The organism is Sphingosinicella sp., assembly GCF_052388015.1.
Taxonomy (GTDB): Bacteria; Pseudomonadota; Alphaproteobacteria; order Sphingomonadales; family Sphingomonadaceae; genus Allosphingosinicella.
This window is the reverse complement of sequence record NZ_JBQTIN010000114.1, coordinates 1-25,970: the sequence shown is the minus strand read 5'-3', so window position 1 is coordinate 25,970 and position 25,970 is coordinate 1. Positions and strand designations below refer to the sequence as shown.

Annotated in this window: 26 protein-coding genes and 1 tRNA gene; 15 read left to right on the top strand and 12 right to left on the bottom strand. The window is 67.4% G+C overall.

What is annotated here, in order from left to right; genetic code table 11:
* The coding region (locus ACT4N3_RS09375; RefSeq protein WP_444854953.1) for an RNA methyltransferase at window positions 1-642 on the top strand (642 nt) is incomplete at its 5' end.
* A gap of 136 nt (window positions 643-778) precedes the next feature.
* Window positions 779-1,393 (top strand): 30S ribosomal protein S4, encoded by a 615-nt coding sequence (gene rpsD, locus ACT4N3_RS09370; RefSeq protein WP_444854952.1) that lies wholly within the window; start codon window positions 779-781, stop codon window positions 1,391-1,393.
* Between the two features lie 50 nt (window positions 1,394-1,443).
* On the opposite strand, the gene ACT4N3_RS09365 is transcribed toward rpsD, so the two are convergent.
* Window positions 1,444-3,384, bottom strand: coding sequence for an alpha/beta hydrolase family protein (locus ACT4N3_RS09365; RefSeq protein WP_444854951.1), 1,941 nt, complete (start codon window positions 3,382-3,384; stop codon window positions 1,444-1,446).
* An 85-nt stretch (window positions 3,385-3,469) separates the two neighbouring features.
* Between ACT4N3_RS09365 and ACT4N3_RS09360 the strand changes: the two genes are divergently transcribed.
* The 3 genes from ACT4N3_RS09360 to aguB are packed head-to-tail and all read left to right on the top strand — an operon-like array spanning window position 3,470 to window position 6,935.
* Window positions 3,470-5,119 (top strand): M28 family peptidase, encoded by a 1,650-nt coding sequence (locus ACT4N3_RS09360; protein ID WP_444854950.1) that lies wholly within the window; start codon window positions 3,470-3,472, stop codon window positions 5,117-5,119.
* Window positions 5,116-6,090 (top strand): agmatine deiminase family protein, encoded by a 975-nt coding sequence (locus tag ACT4N3_RS09355; protein WP_444854949.1) that lies wholly within the window; start codon window positions 5,116-5,118, stop codon window positions 6,088-6,090. The genes ACT4N3_RS09360 and ACT4N3_RS09355 overlap by 4 nt, the downstream gene beginning before the upstream one ends.
* Complete coding sequence (gene aguB / locus ACT4N3_RS09350; RefSeq protein WP_444854948.1) at window positions 6,087-6,935, top strand: N-carbamoylputrescine amidase; 849 nt, start codon at window positions 6,087-6,089, stop codon at window positions 6,933-6,935. Before ACT4N3_RS09355 ends, aguB begins: the two co-directional genes overlap by 4 nt.
* Here aguB and ACT4N3_RS09345 read toward each other — a convergent pair.
* Both ACT4N3_RS09345 and ACT4N3_RS09340 read right to left on the bottom strand, forming a co-directional pair.
* Entirely contained in the window at window positions 6,932-7,222 is a 291-nt protein-coding gene (locus tag ACT4N3_RS09345) for a YciI family protein (RefSeq protein ID WP_444854947.1), read from the bottom strand. The genes aguB and ACT4N3_RS09345 overlap by 4 nt on opposite strands.
* Window positions 7,223-7,224: 2 nt before the next feature.
* On the bottom strand, window positions 7,225-7,881 hold the full coding sequence (locus ACT4N3_RS09340) for a uracil-DNA glycosylase (protein ID WP_444854955.1): 657 nt from the start codon (window positions 7,879-7,881) through the stop codon (window positions 7,225-7,227).
* Between the two features lie 111 nt (window positions 7,882-7,992).
* Here ACT4N3_RS09340 and folK point away from each other — a divergent pair, with 111 nt between their 5' ends.
* From folK to ACT4N3_RS09325, 3 genes are all read left to right on the top strand, one after another.
* Window positions 7,993-8,472: a 2-amino-4-hydroxy-6-hydroxymethyldihydropteridine diphosphokinase gene (folK, locus tag ACT4N3_RS09335; RefSeq protein WP_444854946.1), complete on the top strand. Its 480-nt coding sequence runs from the start codon at window positions 7,993-7,995 to the stop codon at window positions 8,470-8,472.
* Window positions 8,473-8,783: 311 nt separating this feature from the next.
* Window positions 8,784-8,859: transfer RNA gene (locus ACT4N3_RS09330), tRNA-Lys, on the top strand.
* 16 nt (window positions 8,860-8,875) lie between these two features.
* Window positions 8,876-9,661, top strand: a complete 786-nt coding sequence (locus ACT4N3_RS09325) for a hypothetical protein (protein ID WP_444854945.1) — start codon at window positions 8,876-8,878, stop codon at window positions 9,659-9,661.
* Between the two features lie 177 nt (window positions 9,662-9,838).
* On the opposite strand, the gene ACT4N3_RS09320 is transcribed toward ACT4N3_RS09325, so the two are convergent.
* Complete coding sequence (locus tag ACT4N3_RS09320) at window positions 9,839-11,587, bottom strand: tetratricopeptide repeat-containing protein (protein WP_444854944.1); 1,749 nt, start codon at window positions 11,585-11,587, stop codon at window positions 9,839-9,841.
* A gap of 100 nt (window positions 11,588-11,687) precedes the next feature.
* Between ACT4N3_RS09320 and ACT4N3_RS09315 the strand changes: the two genes are divergently transcribed.
* Together ACT4N3_RS09315 and ACT4N3_RS09310 are read left to right on the top strand one after the other, a co-directional pair.
* Complete coding sequence (locus ACT4N3_RS09315; RefSeq protein ID WP_444854943.1) at window positions 11,688-12,404, top strand: response regulator; 717 nt, start codon at window positions 11,688-11,690, stop codon at window positions 12,402-12,404.
* Window positions 12,401-13,807 carry a sensor histidine kinase gene (locus tag ACT4N3_RS09310; RefSeq protein WP_444854942.1) on the top strand — a complete coding sequence of 469 codons (1,407 nt, stop codon included), beginning with the start codon at window positions 12,401-12,403 and terminating at the stop codon, window positions 13,805-13,807. The genes ACT4N3_RS09315 and ACT4N3_RS09310 overlap by 4 nt, the downstream gene beginning before the upstream one ends.
* A gap of 357 nt (window positions 13,808-14,164) precedes the next feature.
* Here the strand turns inward: ACT4N3_RS09310 and ACT4N3_RS09305 are convergent, their stop codons facing one another.
* Entirely contained in the window at window positions 14,165-14,755 is a 591-nt protein-coding gene (locus ACT4N3_RS09305; RefSeq protein WP_444854941.1) for an EF-hand domain-containing protein, read from the bottom strand.
* A 185-nt stretch (window positions 14,756-14,940) separates the two neighbouring features.
* Between ACT4N3_RS09305 and ACT4N3_RS09300 the strand changes: the two genes are divergently transcribed.
* The 3 genes from ACT4N3_RS09300 to ACT4N3_RS09290 all read left to right on the top strand — a co-directional run bounded on the left by ACT4N3_RS09300 (window position 14,941) and on the right by ACT4N3_RS09290 (window position 18,839).
* Window positions 14,941-17,031, top strand: coding sequence for a TonB-dependent receptor (locus ACT4N3_RS09300; RefSeq protein WP_444854940.1), 2,091 nt, complete (start codon window positions 14,941-14,943; stop codon window positions 17,029-17,031).
* A gap of 114 nt (window positions 17,032-17,145) precedes the next feature.
* The gene (locus ACT4N3_RS09295; RefSeq protein WP_444854939.1) at window positions 17,146-18,225 is read left to right on the top strand and encodes a serine hydrolase; all 1,080 of its coding nucleotides are present in this window, start codon (window positions 17,146-17,148) and stop codon (window positions 18,223-18,225) included.
* Between the two features lie 32 nt (window positions 18,226-18,257).
* Window positions 18,258-18,839: a TetR/AcrR family transcriptional regulator gene (locus ACT4N3_RS09290; RefSeq protein WP_444854938.1), complete on the top strand. Its 582-nt coding sequence runs from the start codon at window positions 18,258-18,260 to the stop codon at window positions 18,837-18,839.
* On the opposite strand, the gene ACT4N3_RS09285 is transcribed toward ACT4N3_RS09290, so the two are convergent.
* From ACT4N3_RS09285 to paaA, 5 genes are all read right to left on the bottom strand, one after another.
* Window positions 18,827-19,912, bottom strand: a complete 1,086-nt coding sequence (locus ACT4N3_RS09285; protein ID WP_444854937.1) for a 2Fe-2S iron-sulfur cluster-binding protein — start codon at window positions 19,910-19,912, stop codon at window positions 18,827-18,829. The two genes, ACT4N3_RS09290 and ACT4N3_RS09285, sit on opposite strands and share 13 nt — an antisense overlap.
* 6 nt (window positions 19,913-19,918) lie before the next feature.
* On the bottom strand, window positions 19,919-20,488 hold the full coding sequence (gene paaD / locus ACT4N3_RS09280) for a 1,2-phenylacetyl-CoA epoxidase subunit PaaD (RefSeq protein WP_444854954.1): 570 nt from the start codon (window positions 20,486-20,488) through the stop codon (window positions 19,919-19,921).
* Window positions 20,488-21,318: a 1,2-phenylacetyl-CoA epoxidase subunit PaaC gene (gene paaC / locus ACT4N3_RS09275; protein ID WP_444854936.1), complete on the bottom strand. Its 831-nt coding sequence runs from the start codon at window positions 21,316-21,318 to the stop codon at window positions 20,488-20,490. The genes paaD and paaC overlap by 1 nt, the downstream gene beginning before the upstream one ends.
* A gap of 154 nt (window positions 21,319-21,472) precedes the next feature.
* Window positions 21,473-21,754: a 1,2-phenylacetyl-CoA epoxidase subunit PaaB gene (paaB, locus tag ACT4N3_RS09270; protein ID WP_444854935.1), complete on the bottom strand. Its 282-nt coding sequence runs from the start codon at window positions 21,752-21,754 to the stop codon at window positions 21,473-21,475.
* A 136-nt stretch (window positions 21,755-21,890) separates the two neighbouring features.
* Window positions 21,891-22,871: a 1,2-phenylacetyl-CoA epoxidase subunit PaaA gene (gene paaA / locus ACT4N3_RS09265; protein ID WP_444854934.1), complete on the bottom strand. Its 981-nt coding sequence runs from the start codon at window positions 22,869-22,871 to the stop codon at window positions 21,891-21,893.
* A 178-nt stretch (window positions 22,872-23,049) separates the two neighbouring features.
* On the opposite strand from paaA, the gene ACT4N3_RS09260 reads away from it, so the two are divergent.
* Both ACT4N3_RS09260 and ACT4N3_RS09255 read left to right on the top strand, forming a co-directional pair.
* Window positions 23,050-23,415: a VOC family protein gene (locus tag ACT4N3_RS09260; RefSeq protein WP_444854933.1), complete on the top strand. Its 366-nt coding sequence runs from the start codon at window positions 23,050-23,052 to the stop codon at window positions 23,413-23,415.
* Entirely contained in the window at window positions 23,412-24,077 is a 666-nt protein-coding gene (locus tag ACT4N3_RS09255) for a DNA alkylation repair protein (protein ID WP_444854932.1), read from the top strand. Before ACT4N3_RS09260 ends, ACT4N3_RS09255 begins: the two co-directional genes overlap by 4 nt.
* On the opposite strand, the gene pcaF is transcribed toward ACT4N3_RS09255, so the two are convergent.
* Both pcaF and paaI read right to left on the bottom strand, forming a co-directional pair.
* Entirely contained in the window at window positions 24,074-25,276 is a 1,203-nt protein-coding gene (pcaF, locus tag ACT4N3_RS09250; RefSeq protein WP_444854931.1) for a 3-oxoadipyl-CoA thiolase, read from the bottom strand. The genes ACT4N3_RS09255 and pcaF overlap by 4 nt on opposite strands.
* Window positions 25,277-25,374: 98 nt before the next feature.
* Window positions 25,375-25,812 (bottom strand): hydroxyphenylacetyl-CoA thioesterase PaaI, encoded by a 438-nt coding sequence (gene paaI / locus ACT4N3_RS09245; RefSeq protein WP_444854930.1) that lies wholly within the window; start codon window positions 25,810-25,812, stop codon window positions 25,375-25,377.
* Between the last annotated feature and the right edge of the window lie 158 nt (window positions 25,813-25,970).

The following is a 25,970-nucleotide window of genomic DNA, read 5'->3' as shown; positions in this document are numbered from 1 at the left end:
CGGCTTGTCGCGCCGCGCGACGGGTGGCCCAATCCGGGCGCCGGGCCGGCGGCATCGGGGGCGGATATCGTGCTGGAACGGGCCCGGGTGTTCGAAAGCGTGGCCGAAGCGGTGGCGGATTGTCCGTTCGTCTATGCGACGACGGTGCGGAAGCGCGGGCTGGTCGTGCCGATCGTCTCGCCCGAGGAGGCGGCGCGGGAGATCCATGCGAACCATGGCCCGTCCGCGATCCTGTTCGGGGCGGAGCGATCAGGGCTGGAGACGGACGAGGTCGCGATCGCCGGCAAGATCGTCACCGTGCCGGTCAATCCCGAGTTCCGCTCATTGAATCTCGCCCAGGCGGTGATGCTGCTCGCCTATGAATGGTCGAAGCATGAGACGCTTGCCGTTCCCACGCTCGGCGACGAAGCGGAGCCTCGCGCCGGGCACGGGCATCTCGAAGGGCTGGTCCAGCAGGTCTATGCGGCGCTGGAGGCGGCCGACTATTTTCATCCGCCGGACCGCACCCCGGCGACCAGGAACACGATCCGCACCATCCTCACGAAGGCAGGCTGGTCGGTGCGCGAGGTGCAGGCGATGCGCGGCATGATCCGCGCGCTTGCCGAAGGTCGGCGACCGGGCTCAAAGACCCGCGGCGGTTGACTTTTCCGCTCCACGCCGTCAGACGCCCGCCTTCGCAATTGGCCCCGCACCCCTGGTGAAGCGGTGGCCGCGCCGGGCAGCATGGTCCGGCGGTGCGGTTCCAGGGAACCTGACAGAAGCAAATTGGAGTATCATCATGTCGAAGCGCTCAAGCGCCAAGTACAAGCTCGACCGCCGGATGGGCGAAAACGTCTTCGGACGCCCCAAGAGCCCGGTCAACAAGCGCGAATATGGCCCCGGCCAGCATGGTCAGCGCCGCAAGGGCAAGATGTCGGATTTCGGCATCCAGCTGCGCGCCAAGCAGAAGCTGAAGGGCTATTACGGCGACGTCACCGAAAAGCAATTCAAGCGCGCCTACACCGACGCCGCCAAGATGAAGGGCGACACCGGCCAGAATCTGATCGGCCTGCTCGAGCGTCGGCTGGACATGGTCGTCTATCGCGCCAAGTTCGCGCCGACGATCTGGGCCGCGCGCCAGCTGGTCAGCCACGGCCACATCCGGGTCAACGGGGTGAAGTGCAACATCGCCTCGCGCCGGGTCGATGTCGGCGACGAGATCACGTTGGGCTCCAAGGCGCAGGAGATGGCGCTGGTGATGGAGGCGCAGAGCCTCGCCGAGCGCGACATCCCCGAATATGTCGCGCCCGACGGCGCCGCCAAGGTGACCTACACCCGCGTGCCGACGCTGGACGAGGTGCCCTATCCGGTCCGCATGGAGCCGAACCTGGTCGTCGAGTTCTACTCGCGCTGATCCGGGCTTCCGGTTGAACGAAAGTGCGGCCCTTCGCGGCCGCCCTTTTCTTATGGCTGGATGCCGAGCGCCTGGCGAATGAAGGCGTCGCTTCGCTGCAGCAGCTGGGCGCGGGCGCTACTGTCCATCAAGTAATGATCGAGCGCGGGAAACTCGACCAACTCGACCGTCCGACCGGCATCGCGCAGCCGATCGCGCATTGCACGCGATTGCTGGATGCGGACGTTGAGATCGAGCGTGCCGTGGAACAACAGCACAGGCACGTTGATGTGGCTCGCCTGACGAGCCGGCGATCCTTCGACGATGTGTGGACCTGCCCCGAAGAAGTCGCGGACGTTCGCGCTGCTCCATGACCAGCGATATTCGTCACGCGCTTGAGCAAGATCCGTCACCGGAGCGATAGCGACAATGGCGTGGAACAGGCCCGGCTCGACGACGCCGGATTGCAATGCCGCATAGCCGCCATAGGACCAGCCGAAGACCGCCAGCCGCTGCGGATCGGCGATCCCTTCTCTCACAAGCCAGCGAGCGGCGTCGTTGATGTCCCCTACCGCCGTTCGCCATGACTGGAAGCCGTTCGTCTGGAACCACTGATAGCCGTAGCCCGAGGAGCCGCGGAAATTGGGTTGCAGGACCACAAAGCCGCGCGCCGCGAAATATTGCGCCAGCCAGTCGAAGCCCCAGACATCGCGTGCGCTCGGTCCGCCATGCGGCATCACGATCGCGGGAAGTCCGCGTTCGGGGCGTCCAGTCGGCAGCGTCAGATAGCCCGGCACCTCGGTGCCGTCTGCGGCCCTGTAGGTGATCGCGCGGACGTTCGCGAGCCGCACGTCGTCAAGCTCGGGGCGGCCGCGCATCAACCGCGTGAGGCTCCGCGTGGCTCGGTCGAGGACATAATAAGTCCCCGGATCAACGTCGCTGCCTGCGCGGATCAACAGCCGGGCTTCGTCATCCGATGCGCCGATGAAATCGATGAGCGGCGTCCCCGGCAATGCGCGGGAAAGCTGTTGAGCAGTGCGGCTTAGGCTCTCGTCGAAATATGTCGCTTGGCGGCGCTCGGTCGCGTAGGTGACCCCGATCACGCGGCCTCGACGGCCGAGGCGGATGACGTCCTCAATGTCCACCCGCGGGTTTTCGGCGGTAAGATCGCGCCGCTGGCTGCCGTCCAACGCCATCCGATAAACTGTCCGACGTCCATCGGAATTTTGCTCCATTACATAGACTTGGTCGCCATCGACCGACAAAGGCCACGGCCCGCGGTCACTCAGCTGGTTATATTCTCCCAGCGGCACCCAAGCGTCGGACTGGGCGGTGCGGTAATAGCTTCGGACGATGCGCCCGGCGCGATCCGTTCCGCGCACCTCCTGCACGCGCATGATGCGGATGCGACCGTGTCCGTCGGCAAGAAAATCGATCGGGGTCGTGCTCGCACTGTCAACATAAGTCTGCCGTCCGCTGCGCGTGTCGACGCGAGATACGAAGGGGTAACCACGGCGCCCGCTAAGTAGCAAAAGAACCTCGTCCTCACGATCCGGCAGCCAATCAACCACCCGATCGCTCCAGAGGCCCAGCGACGCGAGCGACCGCACGTTCGAACCGTCTACGTCGAAGGCGACGAGCCGGATGCCGCTCGCCACCATGCCCGCGCCACCGGCGAGACTATGGAGACTGCACAGCAGACGTCGATTCGAAACCCAGTCGCAGCGTCTGATCCGTTCGCCGTCGCTTTCGGTGCTCGTCACGGCACGCGGCTGGTTCTGGCCGATCTCCAGAACCATAACGCGCGACCCTCGGCCGTCTCGTGGAATGCCGTAAGCGACGCGTTGGCCGTCCGGCGACAAGGCGATGAATTCGACATTCTCGCGCGCGCCGAACGCGACTGCGGGATCGACCTGGCCGTGAGCTGGAAAAGCGGCGAGCGCGAGCAATGCAGCGGCGAAGCGCTTCACGATTAATCCCCCCGGTTTCAACGTCTTGGCGGTGCTGTTCATGCCAGCCTGAGGGTCCGCGCGCAAGGTTGCGCGGCAGCGGGCTTGGTGCCAGAAGCGCCACCGGTGGGCGGCCCGGAGACTGACGATGCGTGCGATCCTGATTGCTTTTCTGACCCTGTTCGCCACCGCCAGCGCGACAGCGCAGCAGCGCGCCGCGCAGCCTCAGATTTCGCTGGACACGGTGCAGCGCGTCACGCGCGAGCTTTCCTCAGATGCATTCGAAGGCCGCGCGCCCGGTACGCCGGGCGAAACCCGGACGGTCGAGGCGATCGCACGCGAATTTCAGCGGGCAGGGCTGCGGCCGGGCAACAATGGCGCCTGGTATCAGGACGTGCCGCTGGTCGAGATCACCCTCCAGGGCAATCCACAGCTTCAGGTCACGGGCGGCCGCGGCGCGCCGATCACCCTCAACTATCGCACCGATTTCGTCGCCGCCTCCTATCGAGCGCAACCACGGATCGACGTCCGTGACTCCGAGGTCGTCTTCGTCGGCTACGGCATCAACGCGCCGGAGCGCGGCTGGAACGATTATGCCGGGCTCGACGTGCGCGGCCGCACCGTGATCATCCTGGTCAACGACGCCGACTGGAACGCGGCCGGGATGGAGGGAATCTTCGGCGGCCGGGCGATGACCTATTATGGCCGCTGGACCTACAAGTTCGAGGAAGCGGCGCGGCAGGGCGCCGCGGCGGCCATGATCGTCCACGACACGGCCCCGGCCTCTTATGGCTGGAACGTCGTCGAGAACAGCTGGACCGGGCCGCAGCTCTACATGCGATCGGCCGATAACGGCGCGAACCAGACCGCGGCGAACGGCTGGCTGACCAACGAAGCGGCGCGACGGCTGCTGGCGGCGGCGGGACAGGACCTCGACGCGCTGACCCGGGCGGCGCAGCAGCGCGGCTTCCGGCCCGTGCCGCTCGGCCTGCGCGTCAGCCTCGGCTTCGACAATGCGCTGCGCGAGGCGATGTCGCGAAACGTGATCGGTATCCTTCCGGGCACGACGCGGGCGAACGAATATGTGCTCAACACCGCGCATTGGGACCATCTTGGAATCTGCCGCGAGACCGGCGAGGACCGCATCTGCAACGGGGCGGTGGACAATGCGAGCGGCACGGCCGCGCTGGTGGCGCTGGCCGAGGCGCAGGCTCGGGCCGGGCGGACGGCGCGCAGCCAGATCTTCCTGGCGGTGACGGCGGAGGAATCCGGGCTGCTGGGCTCGGCTTATTATGCCGCCAATCCGATCTATCCGCTCGCCCGGACCGCCGGCGGGCTCAACATCGACAGCCTGACGATGCACGGCGACGCGCGCGATTTCTACGCGGTGGGCGCGGGCAAGTCGGAGCTCGACGCCTGGCTGGGTCGCGCGGTGCAGGCGGAAGGGCTGACGCTGAGCCCGTCCGAGCCTTCGCCCGAGGCCGGCTATTATTTCCGTTCCGACCAGTTCAGCCTCGCCAAGCTGGGCGTGCCGATGATCTATGCCAAGCTCGGCGACGACCTCGTCAATGGCGGACGGACGGCGGGCCGCGCCTGGGCCCAGACCTATCGCGCCAACCGCTATCACGGCCCCGACGACGAATATGACGAGAATTGGGACTGGTCGGGCGCGATGCGCGAATTGCGCATCTTCTACCGGATCGGGCGCGAGCTGGCCGAGAGCAATGAATGGCCGAACTGGAACCAGGGCGACGAGTTCCGCGCCATCCGCGACCGGACCGCCGACCAAAGGCGATGATCTTCCGCCAGCCGGCCGAATGGGCGCCGCACGAAGCGGTCTGGATCGGCTTTCCGAGCCATGCCGACCTCTGGGAGGATGATCTCGAGCCGGCGCGGGCGGAGGTCGCGGCCTTCGCGCGGATCGTCCATGCCGGTGGCAAGGGCGAAGAGGTGCGGCTGGTCGCGGCCGATCCGGATTCGGTCGAGGCGGCGAAGGCGCTGGCGCCGTTCGCGACCGTGATCCAGGAACCGTTCGGCGACATCTGGCTGCGCGACACCGGGCCCATCATCCTGACCGGCGCGGGTGATCGGCGGGCCGCACGATTCCGCTTCAACGGCTGGGGCGGCAAATATGAGCTGGAGGGCGACGACACGATCGGCCTGAGGCTTGCCGAGACGATCGATCTCGATGCCGCGGCGTATGATTGGGTGCTGGAGGGCGGCGCGATCGACGTCGACGGCACCGGCCTCGCCCTCGCCACCGAGCAATGCCTGCTCAATCCCAATCGCAATCCGGCGATGAGCAAGGCGGATGTCGAAGCGCGACTGCGTGCGGAATTGGGGATTGATCGCGTGCTCTGGCTCGGCGACGGCCTGCTCAACGACCATACCGACGGCCATGTCGACAATTTGGCGCGCTTCGTCGCCGAAGGCGTGCTGGCGATCCCGACGCCAACGAACGATGATCCGAATGCAGCGGTTTATGAAGACGCCCGGGCGCGGGCGGAGACGTTCGGGCTTGAGGCGACGCCCCTGCCCTCGCCCGGCCGCATCGAGCGCGACGGCGAGATCATCCCCGCCTCCTACATGAACTTCTATATCGGCAACGCCGCCGTCGCGGTGCCGATCTACGGCGCGGCGAACGACGACGCGGCGGTGGCGGCCATTGCGAAGCTGTTCCCCGGTCGCCATGTCGAAGGCTACCGCGCCGACCATATCCTGACCGGCGGCGGCAGCTTCCATTGCATCAGCCAGCAGGTGCCGAGATGACCAAGCTCAATGTCGCCGCGCTCCAGCTCGCCTTCACCGACGACGTCGACGCGAACATCCGCAATGTCTCCGAGCTGGTGCGCGAGGCCGCCGGCAAGGGCGCGAAGGTGGTGTTGCCGCCGGAGCTGTTCGAAGGTCTCTATTTCTGCCGGACGCAGGACGAGGCGCTGTTCGCCAACGCCAAGCCGGCGGCCGAGCATCCGGCGGTCAAGGCGATGCAGGCGCTCGCCGCGGAGCTTTCGATCACCATTCCATGCAGCTTTTTCGAGGCGGACGGGCCGCACCATTACAACAGCCTGGCGATGATCGACGATCATGGCGCGATCCTGGGCGTCTATCGCAAGAGCCACATCCCGGACGGGCCGGGCTATCAGGAGAAATTCTATTTCCGCCCCGGCAATACGGGCTTCAAGGTCTGGCCGACCAAGCCCGCGACGCTGGGCGTCGGTATCTGCTGGGACCAATGGTATCCGGAGACGGCGCGCTCATTGATGCTGATGGGCGCGGATATTCTCTTCTACCCGACCGCGATCGGCGATGAGCCGCACGATTCCGGCCTCGACACGTCGCGGCTTTGGCGGCGGGCGATGATCGGCCATGCGGTGTCGAACGTCGTGCCGGTCGTGGCGGCCAACCGGATCGGTACGGAATGCGGCCAGACCTTCTACGGCCACAGCTTCATCTGCGACGAGCGCGGCGACATCCAGGCCGAGCTCGGCGCGGCCGAAACAGGCGTGATCACCGCGACGATCGATCTTGAGGCGGCGAAGCGACACCGGGCGGCATTCGGTTTCTTCAGGGACCGGCGACCCGACCTTTACGGGCGGCTGACCGACGACATCTAAGGCAGCGATCCGATCCTTAATTGCCAGCGGCCGATCCGTTCGGTGACCAGCAGACCGGAGCGGGTCCAGGGATCGCCCGCCAGCCAGGCCTCGACCGCTTCCGGGCTCTCGGCGCGCACGACGATCAAGGCGCCTTTGTCGTCGACGGGTCCGGCGAGGCGTACCCTGCCGTCCTCGACTCCCGCCATCATGAAGGCGGCGTGGCCCGCCCAGTCTTCCTGCGCCTCCAACGGCTGGCCGTCCAGCCAGCCGCCGCTCCGCCGCCGCCAGATCGCATAAAGCTCCATCTTCAACTCCTCAGCTCAATCGCGCGCGCGAAGACCGCTTCGAACATCTCCGCCGTGAGGCGGCCGGTATTCTGGTTGTAGCGCGAGCAATGATAGCTATCGATCAGGGTGCGGCCATCCGGCAGGCTATGCTCGGCGAGGTGGACAAAGGCGTGATCGGCGAGCCTCCCGCCCGCGACGCGGACGGCATTGTCGTGGGCGATGCGACCGAGAGCGACCAGCACGCGGACGTTTGGCAACCGCATTAAGGCCGCCTCAAGATACCGACGGCAGCTCGCGACCTCGGCCGGCAGCGGCTTGTTCCGGGGCGGCAGGCATTTGACCGAATTGAGGATGATGCAGCCGTTGAGGCGCAGGCCATCGTCGGGGCGTTCCTCGTAGCAGCCTTCGGCGAGATCCGACTGCAGCAGCGTCGCGAAGAGCAGATGGCCGGCATGATCGCCGGTGAACGGCCGGCCGGTGCGGTTCGCGCCCCACAGGCCGGGCGCGAGGCCGACGATGGCGAGCCAGGCGCCCGGATCGCCGAACGCCGGCACCGGCGCGTTCCACCAATCGGGATGACGATCGCGCAGCTCTTCCCTGAGCGCGACGAGCCGCGGACAGAGCGGGCAATCGCGCGGCGCTTCGGCGTCTGGGAGCGGCGACAGGTCGGCGGGAATGAGCTTGATCACCTTCTTCCTACCGGCTTGGCTGAGCTTGTCGAAGTCCACTCCTTCTCTTACGCCGCCGAAAGGTAAGGAAGGCCCTTCGACAAGCTCAGGGAAGCCGGATTGAGTGAATATGCGATCGCGCTCGGCTCGAACCGGCGTAGCCGGCACGGATCGCCGGCGGCGACGTTGCGGACGGCGCTGGCGGCGCTGACGCCAGTCCGCGCGTCGGCGATCCGCGCCACGCCGGCGCTCGGCCCGGCGGGACGGTCCTTCGCCAATGCGGTCGCGATCGTCGAAAGCCAGCTGGAACCGGACGAGATGCTCGCCGAGCTGAAGGCGCTGGAGCGTGCCTTCGGCCGCCGCGGCGGGCGGCGCTGGGGGCCGCGGGTGCTCGATCTCGACATCATCCTCTGGTCGGGCGGCGCCTGGGGCGGTCCGGGGCCGACCATTCCGCACCCGGCCTTCCGCGAGCGCCGCTTCGTGCTCCAGCCTTTGGCGGAGGTCGCGCCGGACTGGCGCGATCCCATGACGGGCGCAACCGTCCGCCAACTCCTCGCCCGGTTGACCGCGCCCTGGCCCGGACATAGGTCGAACCCGTGAGGGCCCTTAGCTCAGTCGGTAGAGCAACTGGCTTTTAATGCGGCGCGCTACGATTCTAACTTGTTGTGCAGAATCGGTTATTTCTGCGCGAACGCGGTTCTGTGTGGGGAAAATGCGGGGAAAATTTGACTCCGCAGCCGGTCTCTACTGCCCAACGGACTGAGCAATGTCCGCATCAGTTGCGCGGTTCAGAAAATGTCTCGGCTTTTGTGCGGCTTATATGAGTCAAAATGACTCCGCGCTGGTGGAAGCTGGGGATTTTCGTCGCCGCCTTGTGCAAACCCCCGATGCGCGTCTATCTCGCCGGTCGTGGGCCGGTAGCTCAGTCGGTAGAGCAGGTGACTTTTAATCACCAGGTCACAGGTTCGATCCCTGTCCGGCTCACCAAAGCAACGGGGGGAATGTGGCGGACAAACCCAGCACTTATACGCGCACGGAATCCGGTAGCTTCATGCCGGTGGATGCCGAGCATCCCATAGCCAGCGAAGTGAAGGTTGGAAGCGTCTATCTCCGGTATGAGGTGCGCCAGTGGTCCATCGTCTCATCCCTATCGGTGATCCCCGATAAGGCACCGGCTCGCGAACAGTTCGATCTTCACGATGCCCGCCCGCCCCGCACGGAACTTCGACTAAAATTGGACAACGAAAGCGACCGACTTCGCTCAATCCGCGAAGAAGGCACCGCCTCATTGAGGGGAGCGTTCCCCTTCATGATCTGCGGCAATAACAGCGGCGCGGTGGAAGGATTCTTGCGCCACGCGCCGGCCTGGTCGTCCGCCGATGATAGGGAAGATCACCCCGAGGCTATCCATGGCGGCGCGAGCATTCCGCAAGATCAGTTTGACTGGATACTGGCCGAGCTGGCCAAGCCGGATGCACGGCTTCACCTGAATTTGATCGCGCCGCTTTTCAAAGAGGCAATCGCACATTCGTTCGATGTGCCGGGAATGTATCAAGAAATTTACATACCCTATGATGAGGGTGTTCACCTGAAGAGCCTCACCCTGACCGTGGTTCACGGCACCGAAGTGCTGCCCGCCCCCGAGATGGACGAAGACGCATATCTTGATGATCCCGAGCCAAAGGAGCCTCTGCTGCGGCAAGCATCCATGCCAGCGCCTGATCCCCGCCTGACCTGGATCGTCATCCTTTTGGTCGCCCTGATCGCAGCGGTGCTGTTTCGGCGATGAATGTGGGGATAGTGTGGGGTTTTCCTGGCCGCCACGTCCCAAAACGGCTCTCCAGACCCTCTGGCTGGTAGTCTAACTCTATGAAACAATGGTATTCTGCGGATTCCTGATAACCGCGCATCGGCCTTTTAATCAGTAGGTCGCTGGTTCGATCCCAGCAGGGCTCACCATTCCTCGTCAGGCCCGTGTCAGCCGGTACATCCGGTAATCGCCATATTTCTTGGCGAGCGGAATGCGGCCGACATAACGGCAGGCGAAGGCGCCGCCGGCCTCCAGCGCGAGGATGGCGGCGAAGGGCTCGGTGACGAAGACCGCGCCGGGCGGCGTCACAGGCTCGATCCGCGCCGCCTTCGACACCTCGGTGCCGTAATAGGTGATCCGGTCGGTGATATGATCGATGGTGCGGTAGGCCGGGCCATAGTGAACGCCGATCCGCATTCCGCCCTCGCCGTCCAGCCCCAGCGTGGCATAATCGTAGGTGGCGAGCGCGTCCTGAAGGTCGAGGGCGACCGCCGCTGCCGCCGGCGCCTCCGGCATCACCGCATAGAGCGCGTCGCCCCAGGAGTTGCGGCAGGCCACCTCGCTTTGGTGGGCATCGAGCACCTCCGCGACGCGGCGCATCACGCCGTCCCAGAAAGCGGGGAGCGCGGTTTCGGCGAGGGTCGAGAAGCCGGCGAAATCGGTGAACAGGATTGCCGCCAGGCCGCGTTCGTAAGGGCTGAGGATGCGTGGTTCGGGGCGTTCGATCCGGCGATCGACGCCGGCCGAGTCGATGACGATGGTGCGCCCTTCCTGCTCGCGCCAAGCCTCGACGTCGGCGCCGGTGCCGGCCGGGCCGTTCGCAGCGACCCCGTCCCAGATCGCGATCTGGACCGGCTCGGCGAGCAGATGGTGGGCGCGCAGCCGGGCGAGGCCCATCGCCATCCGGCTGGCATAGCCATATTGGGCCGGGTCGCCGAAATAGGCGATGTCGCTGGCGAAGGTGACGCTGGTCGCCCGATCGCGGCATTCCCGATAGCGCGCCAGCCAGCCCTCCCCACCCGGCTCGACCGACTGGGCGATGAAATCCTCCTCGGCGAAGGGCAGGACGACGTGCAGCTCCAGCCCGCGCGCCAGCGCCGCCTCGGCGAACAATATGTCGGCACCGGCGGCGAGCGCGCCATAGACGAAGCCGACCTGCTCTTCGTGCAGAACGCGGGCGATCTCCGCCTCCAGCGCGCTTTCCGCCTCCGGATCGGCGTGGAAGATGTGGCCGCAGACGAACGCGATGCGCGGTGGCGCGAGCGGCGCGAGCATATCGTGGATCGCATCCTCGCCGAGGCCGCGGTGGCTCGCGATCATCGCCAGCTGCCGCAAGGTCGAGGAACGGGCGCCGAAATCCTTGCAGTCGCGGACCGGTTCCTCGCGCAGCTGCGCCGTCATCTCCGTTTCCCGCTCGAGGATCAGCAGCGCTTCGGCCCGCGTGACCGCGCTGTAATAATCCGCGGCGGCCGCCACCGCCGAATCTTGCAGCAAGGCGGTGGCGAGATCGTGGGTGCACTCCTCGCGCCCGGCTAGCAGCGCAAGTGTTGCCGCGTTGATGCCGGGAAAGGCGTCGCCGCTCGCCAGATAGATGGCGTGATAGGCTTCGAATGCCGCCTCCAGCGCGCCCGTTCGCGCCTCGCCTTCCTTCAGCGACAGCGCGCGGTCCTTGAGCAGCCGAGCGCCGATCGCGCGCTCGTGCGGGTCGGCGGACTGGTCGAGGCCATAGGCACCGAACAGGCCCATTGCCCGCTCGGTGTCGCCCATCCGCGCCAGAGCGAGGATCTGCAGGTGACGGATCTCGCTCGATTCGTCGCCCGCCTGGATCGCGGCGACGCTGGCGTCATAGGCGCCGATCAGGTCGCCGCGCGACAAGGCGTCCCTGGCTGAGGCGGCGGCGTCCATCGCCTTTCTATGCGGCCTCACGCCAGGCGAGACAATCGGCGACAAAAAGCGACAAGCGCCGACTGGCGCGTTCGCACGCCCCGCGCATAGAAAGCGGGCGATGGACGATCCTCATATCCTTCTGGTCGACGATCAGCGCGACATCCGCGACCCGCTCGCGGCCTACCTCACCCGCAACGGGCTGCGCGTGACCAAGGCGGAGAACGCCGCCGTCGCGCGGCAGGCGCTCGCCGCTTATGCGATCGACCTGGTCCTGCTCGACATCATGATGCCGGGCGAGGACGGGCTGTCGCTGATCGGCCATATCCGTGCGACCGGACCGACGCCGGTGATCATGCTCACCGCCCGCGCCGAAGAGACCGACCGCGTCGTCGGACTGGAACTCGGTGCCGACGATTATGTCACCAAGCCTTTCAGCCCACGCGAGCTGCTCGCACGGATCAAGGCGGTCCTGCGCCGTGGCGGCGACCGCGAGACGCGGCTGCGGCCGCCGGGCGACGAGGCTTTCGCCTTCGGCCCCTGGCTGCTCAAGACCGGCGAGCGCGAGCTGCATGACGAAAGCGGCGTCGCGATCCCGCTTTCGACGGGGGAGTATAATCTGCTTTACGCGCTGGTCACCCATCCCCGCCGCGTGCTGAGTCGCGACCAGTTGCTCGATCTGAGCCAGGGGCGCGAGCTGGCGGCGTTCGAGCGCAGCGTCGACAATCATATCAGCCGCCTCAGGAAGAAGATCGAGGCGAACCCGGCCGATCCGAAGCTGATCAAGACGGTCTGGGGCGGCGGCTATATGCTCGCGGCGGAGGTGAGGCGACTGTGAGGGAGCGCCTCCGCCGCCTGCTGCCGAAAAGCCTGATCGGCCAGATCGCACTGGTGATGGCCGGGGCTTTGCTCGTCGCCCAGGCGATCAACTTCACCCTGATCTTCACCGAGCGGCAGCGGCTGACCCGCGCCCAGCTGGAAGGGCCGCCGGTCGCGCGCTTCGTGCTGATCGCCCAGCGGCTGGCCGAGGCGCAGCCCGCCGAGCGCGCCGATCTGCTGCCCCGGCGGGGACGGCGCGGCCGGTTCACCATCGACCGCGAAAGCCCCGTCCCGGCCGGCGGCGACGAGGCCTTGCTCGACCGGCTGCGCGAGGCGGCGCTGGCCAACGGGCTGACGATGCGCGATGCGCGCGCCGCCATTGTCGAGGATGTCCCGGCCGGGCCGGCGGACTTGCGGGCGCGCCTTCCCGCCGAGGAGCTTGAGCGGCTGGACAGCCGGCGGCGGCGGCTGCGCACCCTGGTCCTTTCCATCCAGTTCGCCGACGGAACCCGGCTGACCGGCCGGATGATCGCGCCGCGGCCCAATCCCTGGGCGATCGCCCGGCCGCTCGTTGCCACCTTGCTCACTTATCTCATCGTGCTGGCGGCGATGATCTGGGTGACGCGGCGGCTGGCGCGGCCGTTGCGCGAGCTGGCCGCCGCGGCGGGACGATTTCACGGCCGCGGCGAGGCGCCGCGGGTCGAGCCGGGCGGGCCGGCCGACGTCAACCGCGCGATCCTCGCCTTCAATGCGATGAGCGCGCGAGCCGGCGCGATGCTGGACGAGAAGGACCGGATGCTGGGCGCGATCGGCCACGATCTGCGCACGCCGCTCGCCTCGCTGCGCATCCGGGCCGAGAGCGTCGAGCCGGCGGAGGACCGCGCCGCGATGATCGCGACGATCGAGGAAATGGCGGCGATGCTGGACGACACGCTCGCCCTCGCCCGCTCCGGCCGCGCCGTCGAGGAGGTGCGCGCCGTGGACCTCGCCGCGCTCGCCGACACGGTGGTCGAAGAATATCGCGCGCTGGGCAAGGATGTCAGCCTGGTCGAGGGCGCGAGCGGATCGGCGCGGGTGCAGCCCCGCCTGCTGCGCCGCGCCGTGCGCAACCTCGTCGCCAATGCCGTGGCCTATGCCGGCGCGACCCGGGTCGCGGTTCGCGCGGACGGCGAAGACCGGCTGATCGAAGTGATCGATTCGGGACCGGGCATCGCCGAGACGGAGCTCGGCAAGGTGCTGGAGCCCTTCTACCGGGTCGAGCCGTCGCGCAGCCGGGAGACCGGCGGGTCCGGTCTCGGCCTCACCCTCGCCCGCGCGGCGGCGCAGGCGCATGGCGGCGAACTGGAGCTGGAGAACCGGCCGGAAGGCGGACTGATCGCGCGGCTCAGAATCCCGGCCGACGGGACCGGTTCCGGCGCCTAGCCTAGCCTCAGGCCGAATCTCCGACGGGCGCGAAGCTCTTCACCCTGCGCTTGCCGCACCACAATTCGAGCGGCTGTGCGCCGATATGCCCCTCGGCCTGGCGCGCCGCATCAACGTCGTCGGCCGCCTCGATTTCCTCGAAGCCGACGAAGCGGCCTTCCGATCCGCTCAGAATGTAGAGCCTGTAATAGGCCAGGTCACGTCCCCCGCACCGACCCCCGATTCGGCATGACGATCATGTCATGATCAGACCAGAAATGGCTTAATAAAGATCAAGCTCGTCGGCCGGGCAATCACGGCCAAGAAAAAGGAGCGGCTCGAGCGAGCCGCCCTTCAAGGCCGTTGTCGCGCTTCGCCTCAGGATTCCTCGCGCCGCATCCGCATCCGTTCGCGCCGGGCGTCGCGCGCCTGACGCCGTTCCTCCATGGTCAGCGTGCCGTCGCGATTGGCGTCCATCCGGTCGAACCGGGCCAGCGCGCGCTCGCGCATTTCCTCGCGGGTGACCTCACGCGCGCCCATGCCGCGCGGGCCGCGCATGCCGGGGCCGCGTTCCCGATAGCCGCCCGGGCCTTCGGCGCCGGGGCCGCCGGGCCCGCCCGGCCCCGCCATCCGCATGCCGCGCCGGCCGCGCTGCATCCGGCCTTCGCGCATCTCCTCGCGGCTGATCGAGCCGTCGCGGTTGGCGTCGATCCGATCGAACATCCGGTCCGCCATTTCGGCGCGGCGGCGCTCGCGGGCGGCGCGGCGCTCGTCCGGCGTCACCCGGCCGTCGCGATTGGCGTCCATCTGGGTGAAGCGCTCGTCGACCCGGGTGATGACCTCCTGGCGGGTGACGTCACGGCCGGCGCGCGGCCCTTCCGGCGTGCCCGGCTGTGCGATGGCGATTCCCGCAGCCGCGGCGATGACTGCGATCCCGGCGCCGCCGGCAATGAAAATAGTCCTGCTCATGGAATCCTCTCCCGATACTCCAAGCAGACCCTAGCATGCGCCCTGTCGCGCCAGTGTGTCGAGAGCGGACAAAAGTGTCGCAAATTGTCGTTCAGCCGTGCCGCAAAGGCGATGATCTAACATTCCACGCTTGTTATATCATCACATTATGGTAGCGGAGCGGCGATCCGACCCCGAGGTGACCCTTGCTGCGACGACTTCTGACGACGAGCGCGCTCGCCGCGCTGCTTCCCATTCCCGCCCTCGCCCAGCCGCAGCCGGCGCCGCCGCGCGACGCGCGGCACGGCGGCGACCCGCATGCCGGTGCGGAGCAGGAGATCGTCGTCACCGGCTTCGCGCGCAGCCGGGCGGACATCCTCTCGGGCGTTTCGGTGGTGAGCGGCGAGGAGCTGACCCGCGAGCTTCGGCCGAACATCGGCGACACGCTGGCCCGCCAGGCCGGCGTCTCCGCCACCTCCTTCGGCCCCAGCGCCTCACGTCCGGTGCTGCGCGGCTTCCAGGGCGACCGGATCCGCGTCCTCACCGACGGCATCGGCAGCTTCGACGCCTCGGCGACCAGCGTCGACCATGCGGTGGCGATCAATCCGCTGACCGCGGAGCGAATCGAGGTGCTGCGCGGCCCGACGGTGCTCCTGTTCGGCTCATCGGCGATCGGCGGCGTCGTCAATGTGATCGATGCGCGCATCCCGCGCCGCGTGCCGGAGGAGCCGATCCATTTCGAGGGCCTGGCGACCTATGGCAGCGCCGCGAGCGAGCGCTCCGCCAATGCCGGCGTCGACGTCCCACTGGGCGGCGGTTTCGTTTTTCATCTCGACGGCAATTACAGCCGCACGTCGGACCTGCGGGTCGGCGGCTTCGTGCTGACGCCAGCCTTGCGCGCCCAGGCGGCGGCGAGCCCGGACCCGGACATCCAGGCGCTCGCCGACCTGCGCGACCGGCTGCCGAACAGCGCGTCCGAGGCGTCGGAGATCGCCGGCGGCCTCGCCTGGATCGACGGCCAGAACAATGTCGGGCTTTCAGTCAGCCGCTACGACAATCGCTACGGCATCCCGATCCGCTACTCGCTCGATCCCGCGATCGAGGCGGAGGCGCCGACTCTGGATATCCGCCAGACCCGGATCGACGGCCGGGCCGAGATCGACGCCGGCGACGGTTTCATCGATCTCGTCCGCTTCCGCGGCGGTTATGCCGACTATCGCCATTTCGAGATCGAGGACACCGGCGACATCGCGACCACCTTCCTGACCGAAGGTTTCGAAGGCCGGCTGGAAGCGGTGCAATCCAACCGCAACGGCTGGGGCGGCGGCTTCGGCGTCCAATATTTCCATCGCGACTTCAGCGTCGACGGCGACGAGAAATTCCTCCCGGCGAACCGGACATCGCAAGTCGGCCTGTTCGCGCTGCAGACGTTCGATCTTGGCGCTTTCCGCGCCGAGGCCGGGGCACGTTACGAACACACCAGCCAGCGGGCCGATGCCGATGTCGATCTCGGCAATCCCGATCTGTCGCGTTCGTTCAATACGATTTCCGGCTCGATCGGCGGCAGCGTTCAGATCGCGCCGGGCATCCGCTTCGGCATCAACGCCTCGCACGCGCAGCGCGCGCCTTCGTCCGAGGAATTGTTCGCCAACGGGCCGCACGCCGGCACGCAGGCGTTCGAGATCGGCAATCCGGATTTTGCCAAGGAGCGCAGCTGGGGCCTGGAGGGGACGCTGCGCGCGTCGGGCAACGGCTATAGCCTCGCCGCCTCCGTCTTCGGTACCTGGTTCGACAATTACATCTACCAGCAGCCGACCGGCGCGATCATCGATGATCTTCCGGTCTTTCAGTATCTCCAGGCCGACGCGCGTTATTTCGGCGTCGAACTCGAAGGATCGGTGCGGCTGGCGCGGATCGGCGGCGCGACGATCAACCTGGACGGTGTCGCGGATTATGTCCGCGCAACGATCGACGGTGTCGGCCCGGCGCCACTCATTCCGCCCTTCCGGGCGCTCGTCGGCCTCGAGGCGCAGTCGCGGCTGATCGATGGCCGGATCGAGGTCGAACACGTAACTTCGCAGGACCGGGTCGCGGCGTTCGAGACGACGACGCCCGGCTACACGATGGTCAACGCCTCGCTCGCCGTCCATCCGTTCGGCGAGGCGAACAGCAGCAGCATCACCCTCTCGGCGAACAATATTTTCGACGTGACGGCGCGGCGCCATGCCAGCGTGCTCAAGGATTTCGCACCGCTCGCCGGCCGCGACATCAGGATCACAGCCCGCTTCACCTTCTGATCCGATTCGGTCTGTCGCGTCCGCGCAACGCCTTGTCTTGCCGGGACAAAATTTAAGCTGACGGAAAGGCCGCAGTGGGAAAAGACTCGCACCGGGTTGGAGCGGGGAGTGGAAATGTCGAGCGGGCGGACGTTCAAGGCTTTGATGGTGGCGGGGTTGACGCTGTTCGGCGCCCTGTCCAACGCCGCGCCGGACGAAGCACCCTATCGTCAGGATGCGCGCGGCGACGAGGTCTCGTACCGGACGCTGGAGGCGCGCGTGCGCGAGCTTGGCCGCGCCTTCGACGGCGAGGTCGGCATCGCGGTGCGCGAGGTCGACAGCGACTGGTCGACGAGCTGGAACGGCCGCCGCTTCTTCCCGCAGCAGAGCGTCAGCAAATTCTGGGTCGCGCTCACCGCGTTCAACGCGGTCGACGCCGGGGTGCTGAGCCTCGACCAGCCGGTGACGATCCGGCGCGAGGATCTGACCCTGTTCCACCAGCCGGTCGCGGCGGAGGTCGGCGCCGGCGGCTATACGACGACGCTCGGCAACCTCCTGTTCCGGGCGCTGACGCAGAGCGACAACACCTGCAACGACGCGATCCTCCGCGCCGCGGGCGGGCCGACGGCGGTGCGCGCGACGCTCGCCCGCCACCGGATCGAGGGCATCCGCTTCGGCCCCGGCGAGCGGATCATGCAGAGCCGGATCGCCGGCATGGAATGGCGGCCGAGCTTCAGCATCGGCAACGGCTTCCACGCGGCACGCGCGCAGGTGCCGGCGCCGGTGCGCCGGGCCGCTTTCGAAAATTACATCGCCGACCCGATCGACGGCGCCACGCCGGACGGGATCGTCGATGCCCTCGCCCGCCTGCGGCGCGGCGAATTGCTGTCGCCGCGATCGACCGAGCGGATGCTGTCGATCATGTCGCAGACCCGCACCGGCCCGCAGCGGCTGACCGGCGGCCTCGCCCCGGGTTGGCGAATCGCGCACAAGACCGGCACCGGCCAAGTGCTGGGCGGGACGCAGGCCGGCTATAACGACATCGGCATCCTGACCTCGCCCGACGGCCGCCATTATGCGGTGGCGGTGATGATCGGCCGGACGGCGACGGCGCTGCAAACGCGGATGGCGCTGATGCAGAACGTGACCCGGGCGGTGATCGCGTTCGACGAGAGCCGGCGCGGTGGAGCGCAATACAGCTATCAGCGACGGTAGCCGAAGCGACGCTCTCGGCTTATGGTCGGGCCATGGCCCGCCCCCAGTCTCCCGATTACGACCGGCGCCGCGCCGGGATCGTCGATGCGGCGGCGTCGCTCTATGCCAGGCGCGGCTTCCAGGGCGCCTCGGTGGCCGATCTCGCCAAGGCGGGCGGCACGTCCAAGTCGCTCATCTACCATTATTTCCCGAGCAAGGACGACATCCTCCACGCGGTAATGGCCGAGCATCTCGACGCGCTCGTGGAGGCGGCGGAAGTCGCGGCAGAGGGCGGCACGCCGGATGCGAAACTCCGGACCCTCACCATGTCGTTCATGCGCCTCTATGTCGGCGCGCAGGACCGTCACAAAGTGCTGCTGAACGAGCTCGACAATCTGTCGCCGGCCGCCCGCGACGACGTGGTGGCGAAGCAGCGCCGGGTGATCGCGATGACCGAGTCGATCCTGGGCGAGATCGCCGCGCCGCATGACGCACGGGTCAATGCGATGCTCTTCTTCGGGATGATCAACTGGACCCACACCTGGTTCGATCCGGCCGGGCCGGTAATGCCCGAAGCGCTGGGCATGCGGGTGGTCGATCTGATGCTGCGCGGGCTTGCGCCTCAGGCGTCGTAGTCGAGCTCGACGCCCTCGCCTTTCGGCACCGACTGGCAGGTCAGCACATAACCTGACGCGACCTCGTCGTCGGTAAGGCCGTAGCGCGCCGCCATCTCGACCTCGCCGGAGACGACTCGCGCCCGGCACGTGGCGCACACACCGGCCTTGCAGGCGAAAGGCGCGGGCAGGCCGGCGGCGCGGGCGCTGTCGAGAATGTTGCCGGCGGCGGTGTCGAAGGCGACGCGACGCTTGCGGCCGTCCAGCGTGACCAGCATCGAGAGCCCGGCGGCGTCGCGCGACAGCTCGGCGAGCTGGGCCTGAAGGGCCTCGGGCGGCCGGTCGGCGGTGAAGCGCTCGAGATGGATCTTGTCGGACGGGACGCCACTCGCCTTCAGCGCCTCCTCGGCCGAGTCCATCATCGGGCCGGGGCCGCAGATGAAGAAGGCGGCAACATCCCCACGAACATCCCCGTCGATCAGCCTGTCGAGGATCTCGTCGCATTTGGGGCGATCGAGCATGCCGTTGAACAGCGCGAATTCCTCCGCCTCTTCGGCAAGGAAATGATAGACTTGCAGCCGATCCATGAAACGGTTCTTGAGGCTAGCGAGCGCTTCCAGAAAGATGATCGAGCCGCTGTCGCGATTGCCGTAGAAGAGCGTGAATCGACTCTCTTTCTCGGTCAAAAGCGCGGTCTTCAGCAGCGATATGACCGGCGTAATGCCCGAACCGCCGGCAAATCCGACATAGTGGTTCGCCGCGCCCGGCACGAAGTCCCAGGTGAAAGAGCCGTGCGGCGGCATCACCTCGACCCGGTCGCCGGGCTTCAGATTGTCGTTGGCCCAGTTCGAGAAGGCGCCGCCGGCGATCCGCTTCACGGTCACCATCACCTGATCGTCCTGCGGCGCGACGCAGAGCGAATAATTGCGGCGCAGTTCCTCGCCAGCAACATCGGCCTTGAGCGTCAGATGCTGGCCGGGTTTGAACCTGAAGGTCTCGCGCAGTTCCTCCGGCACGGCGAAGCGGATCGAGCGGGCCTCGCTCGTCTCGTCGACCACTTCGGCGACCGTCAAAGTGTGGAAGCCGACGCTCACGGGACCCTAGTGGCACTTGAACCGGTCGAACGGCTCCAGGCACGACCGGCAGCGCCACTGCGCCTTGCAGGGCGTGGAGCCGAAGCGGCTCAATTCCTCGGTGTCGGCCGAGCCGCATTGCGGGCAGGTCGCGGTCGCCGCGCGGCTCGGCGGCGCGATGCCGTAGGCATGGAGCTTCGCCTTGCCGCTCTCGGTGATCCAGTCAGTGGTCCAGGGCGGCGACAGCATTGTCTCGATCGCGACATCGCGAAAGCCGGCCGCGTCGAGAGCGGCATGGATGTCGCGTTCGATCACCTGGGTGGCCGGGCAGCCGGTGTAGGTGGGCGTGATCGTCACCCGGTCCGGGCGGACGTCGCGGACGATGCCGAGATCGACGACGGAGACGACGGGAATCTCGGGGTCGGGAACGCTTTCGAGAACGTCACGGATGGCCGCTTCTTCTCCCCTCCCCTTGATGGGGTGGGGTTGGGGTGGGGTGAACTTTCGAGGCTCGCCGTTCGGGCGGAGACGTTCACCCCCACCCTGCCCTCCCCCATCAAGGGGGAGGGATTTTTTTGTTCGAGTTCCCGTGGCCATCACCATGTCGCGTCCGGATAGGTGTGCGGGAGATACTGCATCACCGCGAGGAGGTGGCCGAGATGCTCGCCATGATGGCCACGGCGGCCGCCGAGGATCGGCCGCTGGTTCTTCGGCGCTTCCAAGGTCGCTTCGGCGAGCACGGCGCGGATGCGGGCGTGATAGTCGGCGCGGAAGAGCGAGACATCGGCGCCGATGCCGCGCTCTGCCACCTCGGTCGCGATCGCGTCCATCTCGAACAGCTCCGGGATGAAGCGCCACATCCAGTCGAGCCCATCGACCATCCGGCGGCGGCTCTCCTCGGTGCCGTCGCCGAGGCGGATCACCCATTCGGCGGCGAGCTCGGCATGATAGCGCACTTCCTTCACCGCCTTGGCGGCGACCTCGGCGATCCGCGACTCGCGCGAGGCGGTGAGGTGCGCGAACAGCATCTCCTGCCATGTCGAGAAGAGGAACTGCCGCGCCATCGTCTGGGCGAAATCGCCATTGGGCTGCTCGACCAGCCAGCAATTGCGGAAATCGAGCACGTCGCGATGGAAGGCGAGCGCGTCGCCGTCGCGGCCCCTGCCCTCGACCGCGCCGGCGGCGTTCAGAAAGTGCGTCGCCTGGCCGATCAGATCGAGGCCCATGTTGGCGAGGCTGAGATCGACCTCGACGCTCGGCGCATGGCCGCACCATTCGCCGAGCCGCTGGCCGAGGATCAGGCTATCGTCGCCGAGGCGCAGCAGGGTGTCGAAGCGGATCGCCCGATGCTCATCCGTCGCGGGCGCATCGAACGCACCTTCGCCGGTCGCGTCGGCGGGCAGGTCGATAGGAGGGAGGGAAGCCATCAGCAGCAATCCTCCCTGCGAGCGAAGCTCGTGGGGAGGGGGACCGTGCGAAGCACGGTGGAGGGGCTCGGCGGCGGCTGGCCCCTCCACCACCCTTCGGGTGGTCCCCCTCCCCATCGCTTCGCGACAGGGAGGACAGCAATGCCTGTCCGCCTCATATATGCTTCACGTCGTCAGGAATGTCGTAGAAGGTCGGGTGGCGGTAGATCTTGTCCTCCGCCGGTTCGAACATCGGCCCGTCGTCGGCCGGATCGGACGCGACGATGCGCGCCGAGGGCACGACCCAGAGGCTCACGCCCTCCATCCTCCGCGTATAGGTGTCGCGGGCGTGGCGGAGGGCGATCTCCGGATCGGGCGCGTGGACCGAGCCGACATGGCGGTGCGCCATGCCGCCCTTGGCGCGGACGAACACCTCCCAGAGCGGCCAATCTTTCATCTTCAAATCCTTCCCTTTGAGGGAAGGTGGCGCGCGAAGCGCGACGGAAGGGTGTCAGCGGTCGCGGACGAGGCTCGGACGCTGACACCCCTCCACCATGCTTCGCATGGTCCCCCTCCCCTTTCAGGAGAGGATTTCATGCCGCTTCCCTCCGCGCCTGCTTCTCCGCATAAGCCGCGGCGGCCTCGCGGACCCAGGCATTCTGCTCCCAGGCGTCGCGGCGGGCCTTCATCCGCTCCTTCGCGACGGGGCCCTCGCCCTTCACCACGGCGTAGAATTCGTCCCAGTCGACCTCGCCGAAATCATAGCCGTCCTTTTCCTCGTTCCACCGGAGGTCCGGGTCCGGCACAGTGAGGCCGATCGCGTCGGCCTGCGGCTTGGTGATGTCGACGAACTTCTGGCGGAGCTCGTCATTGGTGTCGCGCTTGATCCGCCAGCGCATCGACTGGGCGGTGTTGGGCGAATTGTCGTCGGTCGGGCCGAACATCATCAGCGACGGCCACCACCAGCGGTTGAGCGCATCCTGCGCCATCCGCTTCTGCTCGCTCGTGCCGGCGGCGAGATGCATCATGATCTCATAGCCCTGGCGCTGGTGGAAACTCTCCTCCTTGCAGACCCGGACCATGGCGCGGGCGTAGGGCCCGTAGGAGGTGCGCTGCAGCGGCACCTGGTTCATGATCGCGGCGCCGTCGACCAGCCAGCCGATCGCGCCGATGTCCGCCCAGGTGAGCGTCGGATAGTTGAAGATCGTACTGTACTTGGCCTTGCCCGAATGGAGCGCCTCGATCATCTCCTCGCGGCTCGTCCCCAGTGTCTCGGCGGCCGAATAGAGGTAGAGGCCGTGCCCCGCCTCGTCCTGCACCTTGGCGAGCAGGATCGCCTTGCGGCGCAGCGACGGCGCGCGGCTGATCCAGTTGCCTTCGGGAAGCATGCCGACGATCTCGCTATGCGCGTGCTGGCTGATCTGGCGGGTGAGCGTGCGGCGATAGGCCTCCGGCATCCAGTCCTTCGGCTCGATGAACTCGTCCGCCGCGACTCGCGCCTCGAAGGCGGCGAGCTTTTCCGGATCCTCGGTGGAGACGACCTTAGCCGTCTTCTGCATCTCGGTCGTGTACATGCCGCCTCCTACCATTAATCGACCGATCGGTCAACGAATTCGCGCCCCGTTCCGTCATGTGAGGGCTCCGGCGAAAGCCGGGGAACGAAGCAATCCATCCCATGAACGTCCGAGCCGCTGGATTGCTTCGCTTCGCTCGCAATGACAATGATCGACGCCGAGATCAGGGAGAAAACCGATGCTCCGGAAAGTCGCCTTCACCATGTATCCGGTCAAGGACATGACCGTCGCTCGCACGTTCTATGAGGAAACGCTCGGCCTGCCGCCCAGCACGTACGGCGCGCAAAGCCCGTGGGTCGAGTTCGACCTGCCGGGCGGCGGCTGCCTCGCCATCACGACGGTGACGCCGAACGATCCGAGCGCCAGCGCGGGCGGGACGATCGCCTTCGAGGTCGACGATCTCGATGCGACGGTCGCGGAGCTGAAGGCGAAGAGCGTGGCGTTCGCGGCCGAGGGGATCGAGAGCCCGGTCTGCCACATGGCGATCGTCAAGGACCCGGACGGCAACGCGATCATCCTGCACAAATTGAAGCGCGAGATGTGACGCGGGTCGCCGAAGCGCTGGCGGCGCTGGAGGCACTGGCGGAGGCGCGCATCCGCGACGGGCTGTCGCGCTACGGGATCGAGACGAGCGAGCGCGTGATCGGCGTGCCGATGGCCGGTATCCAGAAGGTCGGCAAGCAATTCGGCCGCGATCGTGATCTGGCCGAGGCGCTGTGGCAGACGCGGGTCTACGAGGCGAGGCTGCTCGTCGCCTATGTCGCCGAGCCGACGCGGCTGACGCCGGCCGAAATGGACGGCTGGGCGCGCGGCTTCGACAATTGGGCGACCTGCGACACGCTCTGCTGGGCGCTGTTCGACAAGAGCCCGCACGCCTTCGTGATGGTCGATGCCTGGGCGGACGATCCGGCCGAGTTCGTCAGGCGCAGCGCCTTCGCCTTGCTCGCCAGCCTCGCGCTGCACGACAAGAAAGCGCCCGACGCGCCGTTTCTCGAACGCCTGAAGTTGATCGAGGCGGCGGCAACCGACGAGCGCAATTTCGTCAAGAAAGGCGTGAGCTGGGCGCTCCGCTCGATCGGGCACCGCAAGAGCCCGGCGCTTCAGGCCGCGGCGCGGGAGATAGCGGACCGACTGGCGGCGTCCACGGACAAGACCGCGCGCTGGATCGGCCGCGACGCGCAGAAGCAGTTCGCGAAGGCGCGCTAGACCCGCTCCACCACCATCGCGATGCCCTGCCCGACGCCGATGCACATCGTGCAGAGCGCGTAGCGGCCGCCCTTGCGGTGCAGCTCCTCGGTGGCGGTGAGCACGAGGCGGGCGCCGGACATGCCGAGCGGGTGGCCGAGCGCGATAGCGCCGCCGTTGGGGTTTACGTGCGGCGCGTCGTCGGGGACGCCGAGCTGGCGGAGGACGGCGAGGCCCTGGGCTGCGAAGGCTTCGTTGAGCTCGATCACGTCCATCTGCTCGACGGTGAGGCCGAGGCGCTGGAGCAATTTCCGCGAGGCGGGCGCGGGGCCGATGCCCATGATCCGCGGCGGCACGCCGGCGACGGCGCCGCCGAGAAAGCGGGCGCGGGGGGTGAGGCCGTTGCGCTTCGCCGCTTTTTCCGTTGCGACGATCATCGCCGCGGCGCCGTCGTTGACGCCCGAGGCGTTGCCGGCGGTGACGGTGCCGCCGGGGCGGACAATGGGTTTGAGCTTGGCCAGCGCCTCCACGCTTGTCTCGCGCGGATGCTCGTCGCGGCTGATGACGATCGGTTCGCCCCTGCGCTGCGGGATTTCCACCGAAACGATCTCGGCATCGAAGCGGCCGCTCGCCTGCGCCGCGGCGGCCTTGGCCTGGCTGCGGACGGCGAACAGATCCTGGTCGTCGCGCGAAATCTGGAAGTCCTGCGCGACATTCTCGGCCGTGCTCGGCATCGTGTCGTCGCCATAAGCATCGCGCATCTTCGGATTGACGAAGCGCCAGCCGATCGTGGTGTCGTACATCTCGGCATTGCGATCGAAGGCCGAGGTCGCCTTGGCCATCACGAAGGGGGCGCGGCTCATGCTCTCCGAGCCGCCGGCGACGATCATGTCCGCCTCCGCGCCGCGGATCACCCGCGCCGCCATCGCCACCGCGTCCATGCCCGAGCCGCAGAGGCGGTTGAGGGTCACGCCGCCCGATGTGTCGGGGAGGCCGGCGAGCAGCCCCGCCATGCGGGCGAGGTTGCGATTGTCCTCGCCGGCCTGGTTGGCGCAACCGTGGATGACATCGTCGAGCTCGGCCCAGTCGACGCCGGGATTGCGGTCCTTTAGCGCGCGTATCGGGATCGCGGCCAGATCGTCGGCGCGGACGGACGACAGGCTGCCGCCATAGCGGCCGATCGGGGTGCGGATCGCGTCGCAGATAAAGGCTTCGGTCATCGGTCTTCCTCGAACTCAGTCCCGTCACCCCAGCGTAGGCTGGGGTCCATTCCGACTCCGCATGGATGCCAGCCTTCGCTGGCATGACGAAAGAAAAGTCAATCGCTCTGCTCTCCAAGCACGCTGCCGCCGAGGCTGCGCGAGAAACCGGTGAATTCGGCGATGGCGCGGCCGTCCGCCGTGCGCACGCTGACGTTGCAAACGCCCGAGCGGCCGACCAGCGCCGTCTCCTGCGCCTCCGCGACGAGCATCTCTCCTTCGCGCGCCGCATCGAGGAAGACGATCCCCGCCTGGGCGGCGACGGTGCGGACGTCGCGACTGTTGCAGGCATAAGCGAAGGCGGTGTCGGCGAGCGCGAAGACCATGCCGCCATGCGCGATGCCGTGGCCGTTGAGCATGTCGGGGCGGAGCGCCATGCGGATGCGGGCATAGCCCTCGCGCGCCTCCTCGATCTCGATGCCCCAGGCCGGGCCGGTGCCCTCGGCGGCGAGCATCGCGCGGGCGACCTTGTCGGCGAGGATGTCTGCATTCGTCACAAGGGCGCCCTACCATTCCCTCTCCCCGGCGGGGAGAGGGTTAGGGTGAGGGGGTTCGGCCTAAGCGGATGGCCACGACCGCCGAGGCCCCGCCCCCCCATAACCACCCCCCCCGGGGGGGGGGGGGGGTGGGAGGGGGGCGGGGGGGGCGAGGAACC

What these genes read in the sequence shown, in the direction of transcription:
- rpsD (WP_444854952.1), top strand. Translation starts at nt 779, where the DNA reads ATGTCGAAGCGCTCAAGCGCCAAGTACAAGCTCGACCGCCGGATGGGC.
- ACT4N3_RS09365 (WP_444854951.1), bottom strand. Translation starts at nt 3,384, where the DNA reads ATGAACAGCACCGCCAAGACGTTGAAACCGGGGGGATTAATCGTGAAG.
- ACT4N3_RS09360 (WP_444854950.1), top strand. Translation starts at nt 3,470, where the DNA reads ATGCGTGCGATCCTGATTGCTTTTCTGACCCTGTTCGCCACCGCCAGC.
- ACT4N3_RS09355 (WP_444854949.1), top strand. Translation starts at nt 5,116, where the DNA reads ATGATCTTCCGCCAGCCGGCCGAATGGGCGCCGCACGAAGCGGTCTGG.
- aguB (WP_444854948.1), top strand. Translation starts at nt 6,087, where the DNA reads ATGACCAAGCTCAATGTCGCCGCGCTCCAGCTCGCCTTCACCGACGAC.
- ACT4N3_RS09345 (WP_444854947.1), bottom strand. Translation starts at nt 7,222, where the DNA reads ATGGAGCTTTATGCGATCTGGCGGCGGCGGAGCGGCGGCTGGCTGGAC.
- ACT4N3_RS09320 (WP_444854944.1), bottom strand. Translation starts at nt 11,587, where the DNA reads ATGGACGCCGCCGCCTCAGCCAGGGACGCCTTGTCGCGCGGCGACCTG.
- ACT4N3_RS09315 (WP_444854943.1), top strand. Translation starts at nt 11,688, where the DNA reads ATGGACGATCCTCATATCCTTCTGGTCGACGATCAGCGCGACATCCGC.
- ACT4N3_RS09305 (WP_444854941.1), bottom strand. Translation starts at nt 14,755, where the DNA reads ATGAGCAGGACTATTTTCATTGCCGGCGGCGCCGGGATCGCAGTCATC.
- ACT4N3_RS09295 (WP_444854939.1), top strand. Translation starts at nt 17,146, where the DNA reads ATGTCGAGCGGGCGGACGTTCAAGGCTTTGATGGTGGCGGGGTTGACG.
- ACT4N3_RS09290 (WP_444854938.1), top strand. Translation starts at nt 18,258, where the DNA reads ATGGCCCGCCCCCAGTCTCCCGATTACGACCGGCGCCGCGCCGGGATC.
- paaD (WP_444854954.1), bottom strand. Translation starts at nt 20,488, where the DNA reads ATGGCCACGGGAACTCGAACAAAAAAATCCCTCCCCCTTGATGGGGGA.
- paaC (WP_444854936.1), bottom strand. Translation starts at nt 21,318, where the DNA reads ATGGCTTCCCTCCCTCCTATCGACCTGCCCGCCGACGCGACCGGCGAA.
- paaB (WP_444854935.1), bottom strand. Translation starts at nt 21,754, where the DNA reads ATGAAAGATTGGCCGCTCTGGGAGGTGTTCGTCCGCGCCAAGGGCGGC.
- paaA (WP_444854934.1), bottom strand. Translation starts at nt 22,871, where the DNA reads ATGTACACGACCGAGATGCAGAAGACGGCTAAGGTCGTCTCCACCGAG.
- ACT4N3_RS09260 (WP_444854933.1), top strand. Translation starts at nt 23,050, where the DNA reads ATGCTCCGGAAAGTCGCCTTCACCATGTATCCGGTCAAGGACATGACC.
- pcaF (WP_444854931.1), bottom strand. Translation starts at nt 25,276, where the DNA reads ATGACCGAAGCCTTTATCTGCGACGCGATCCGCACCCCGATCGGCCGC.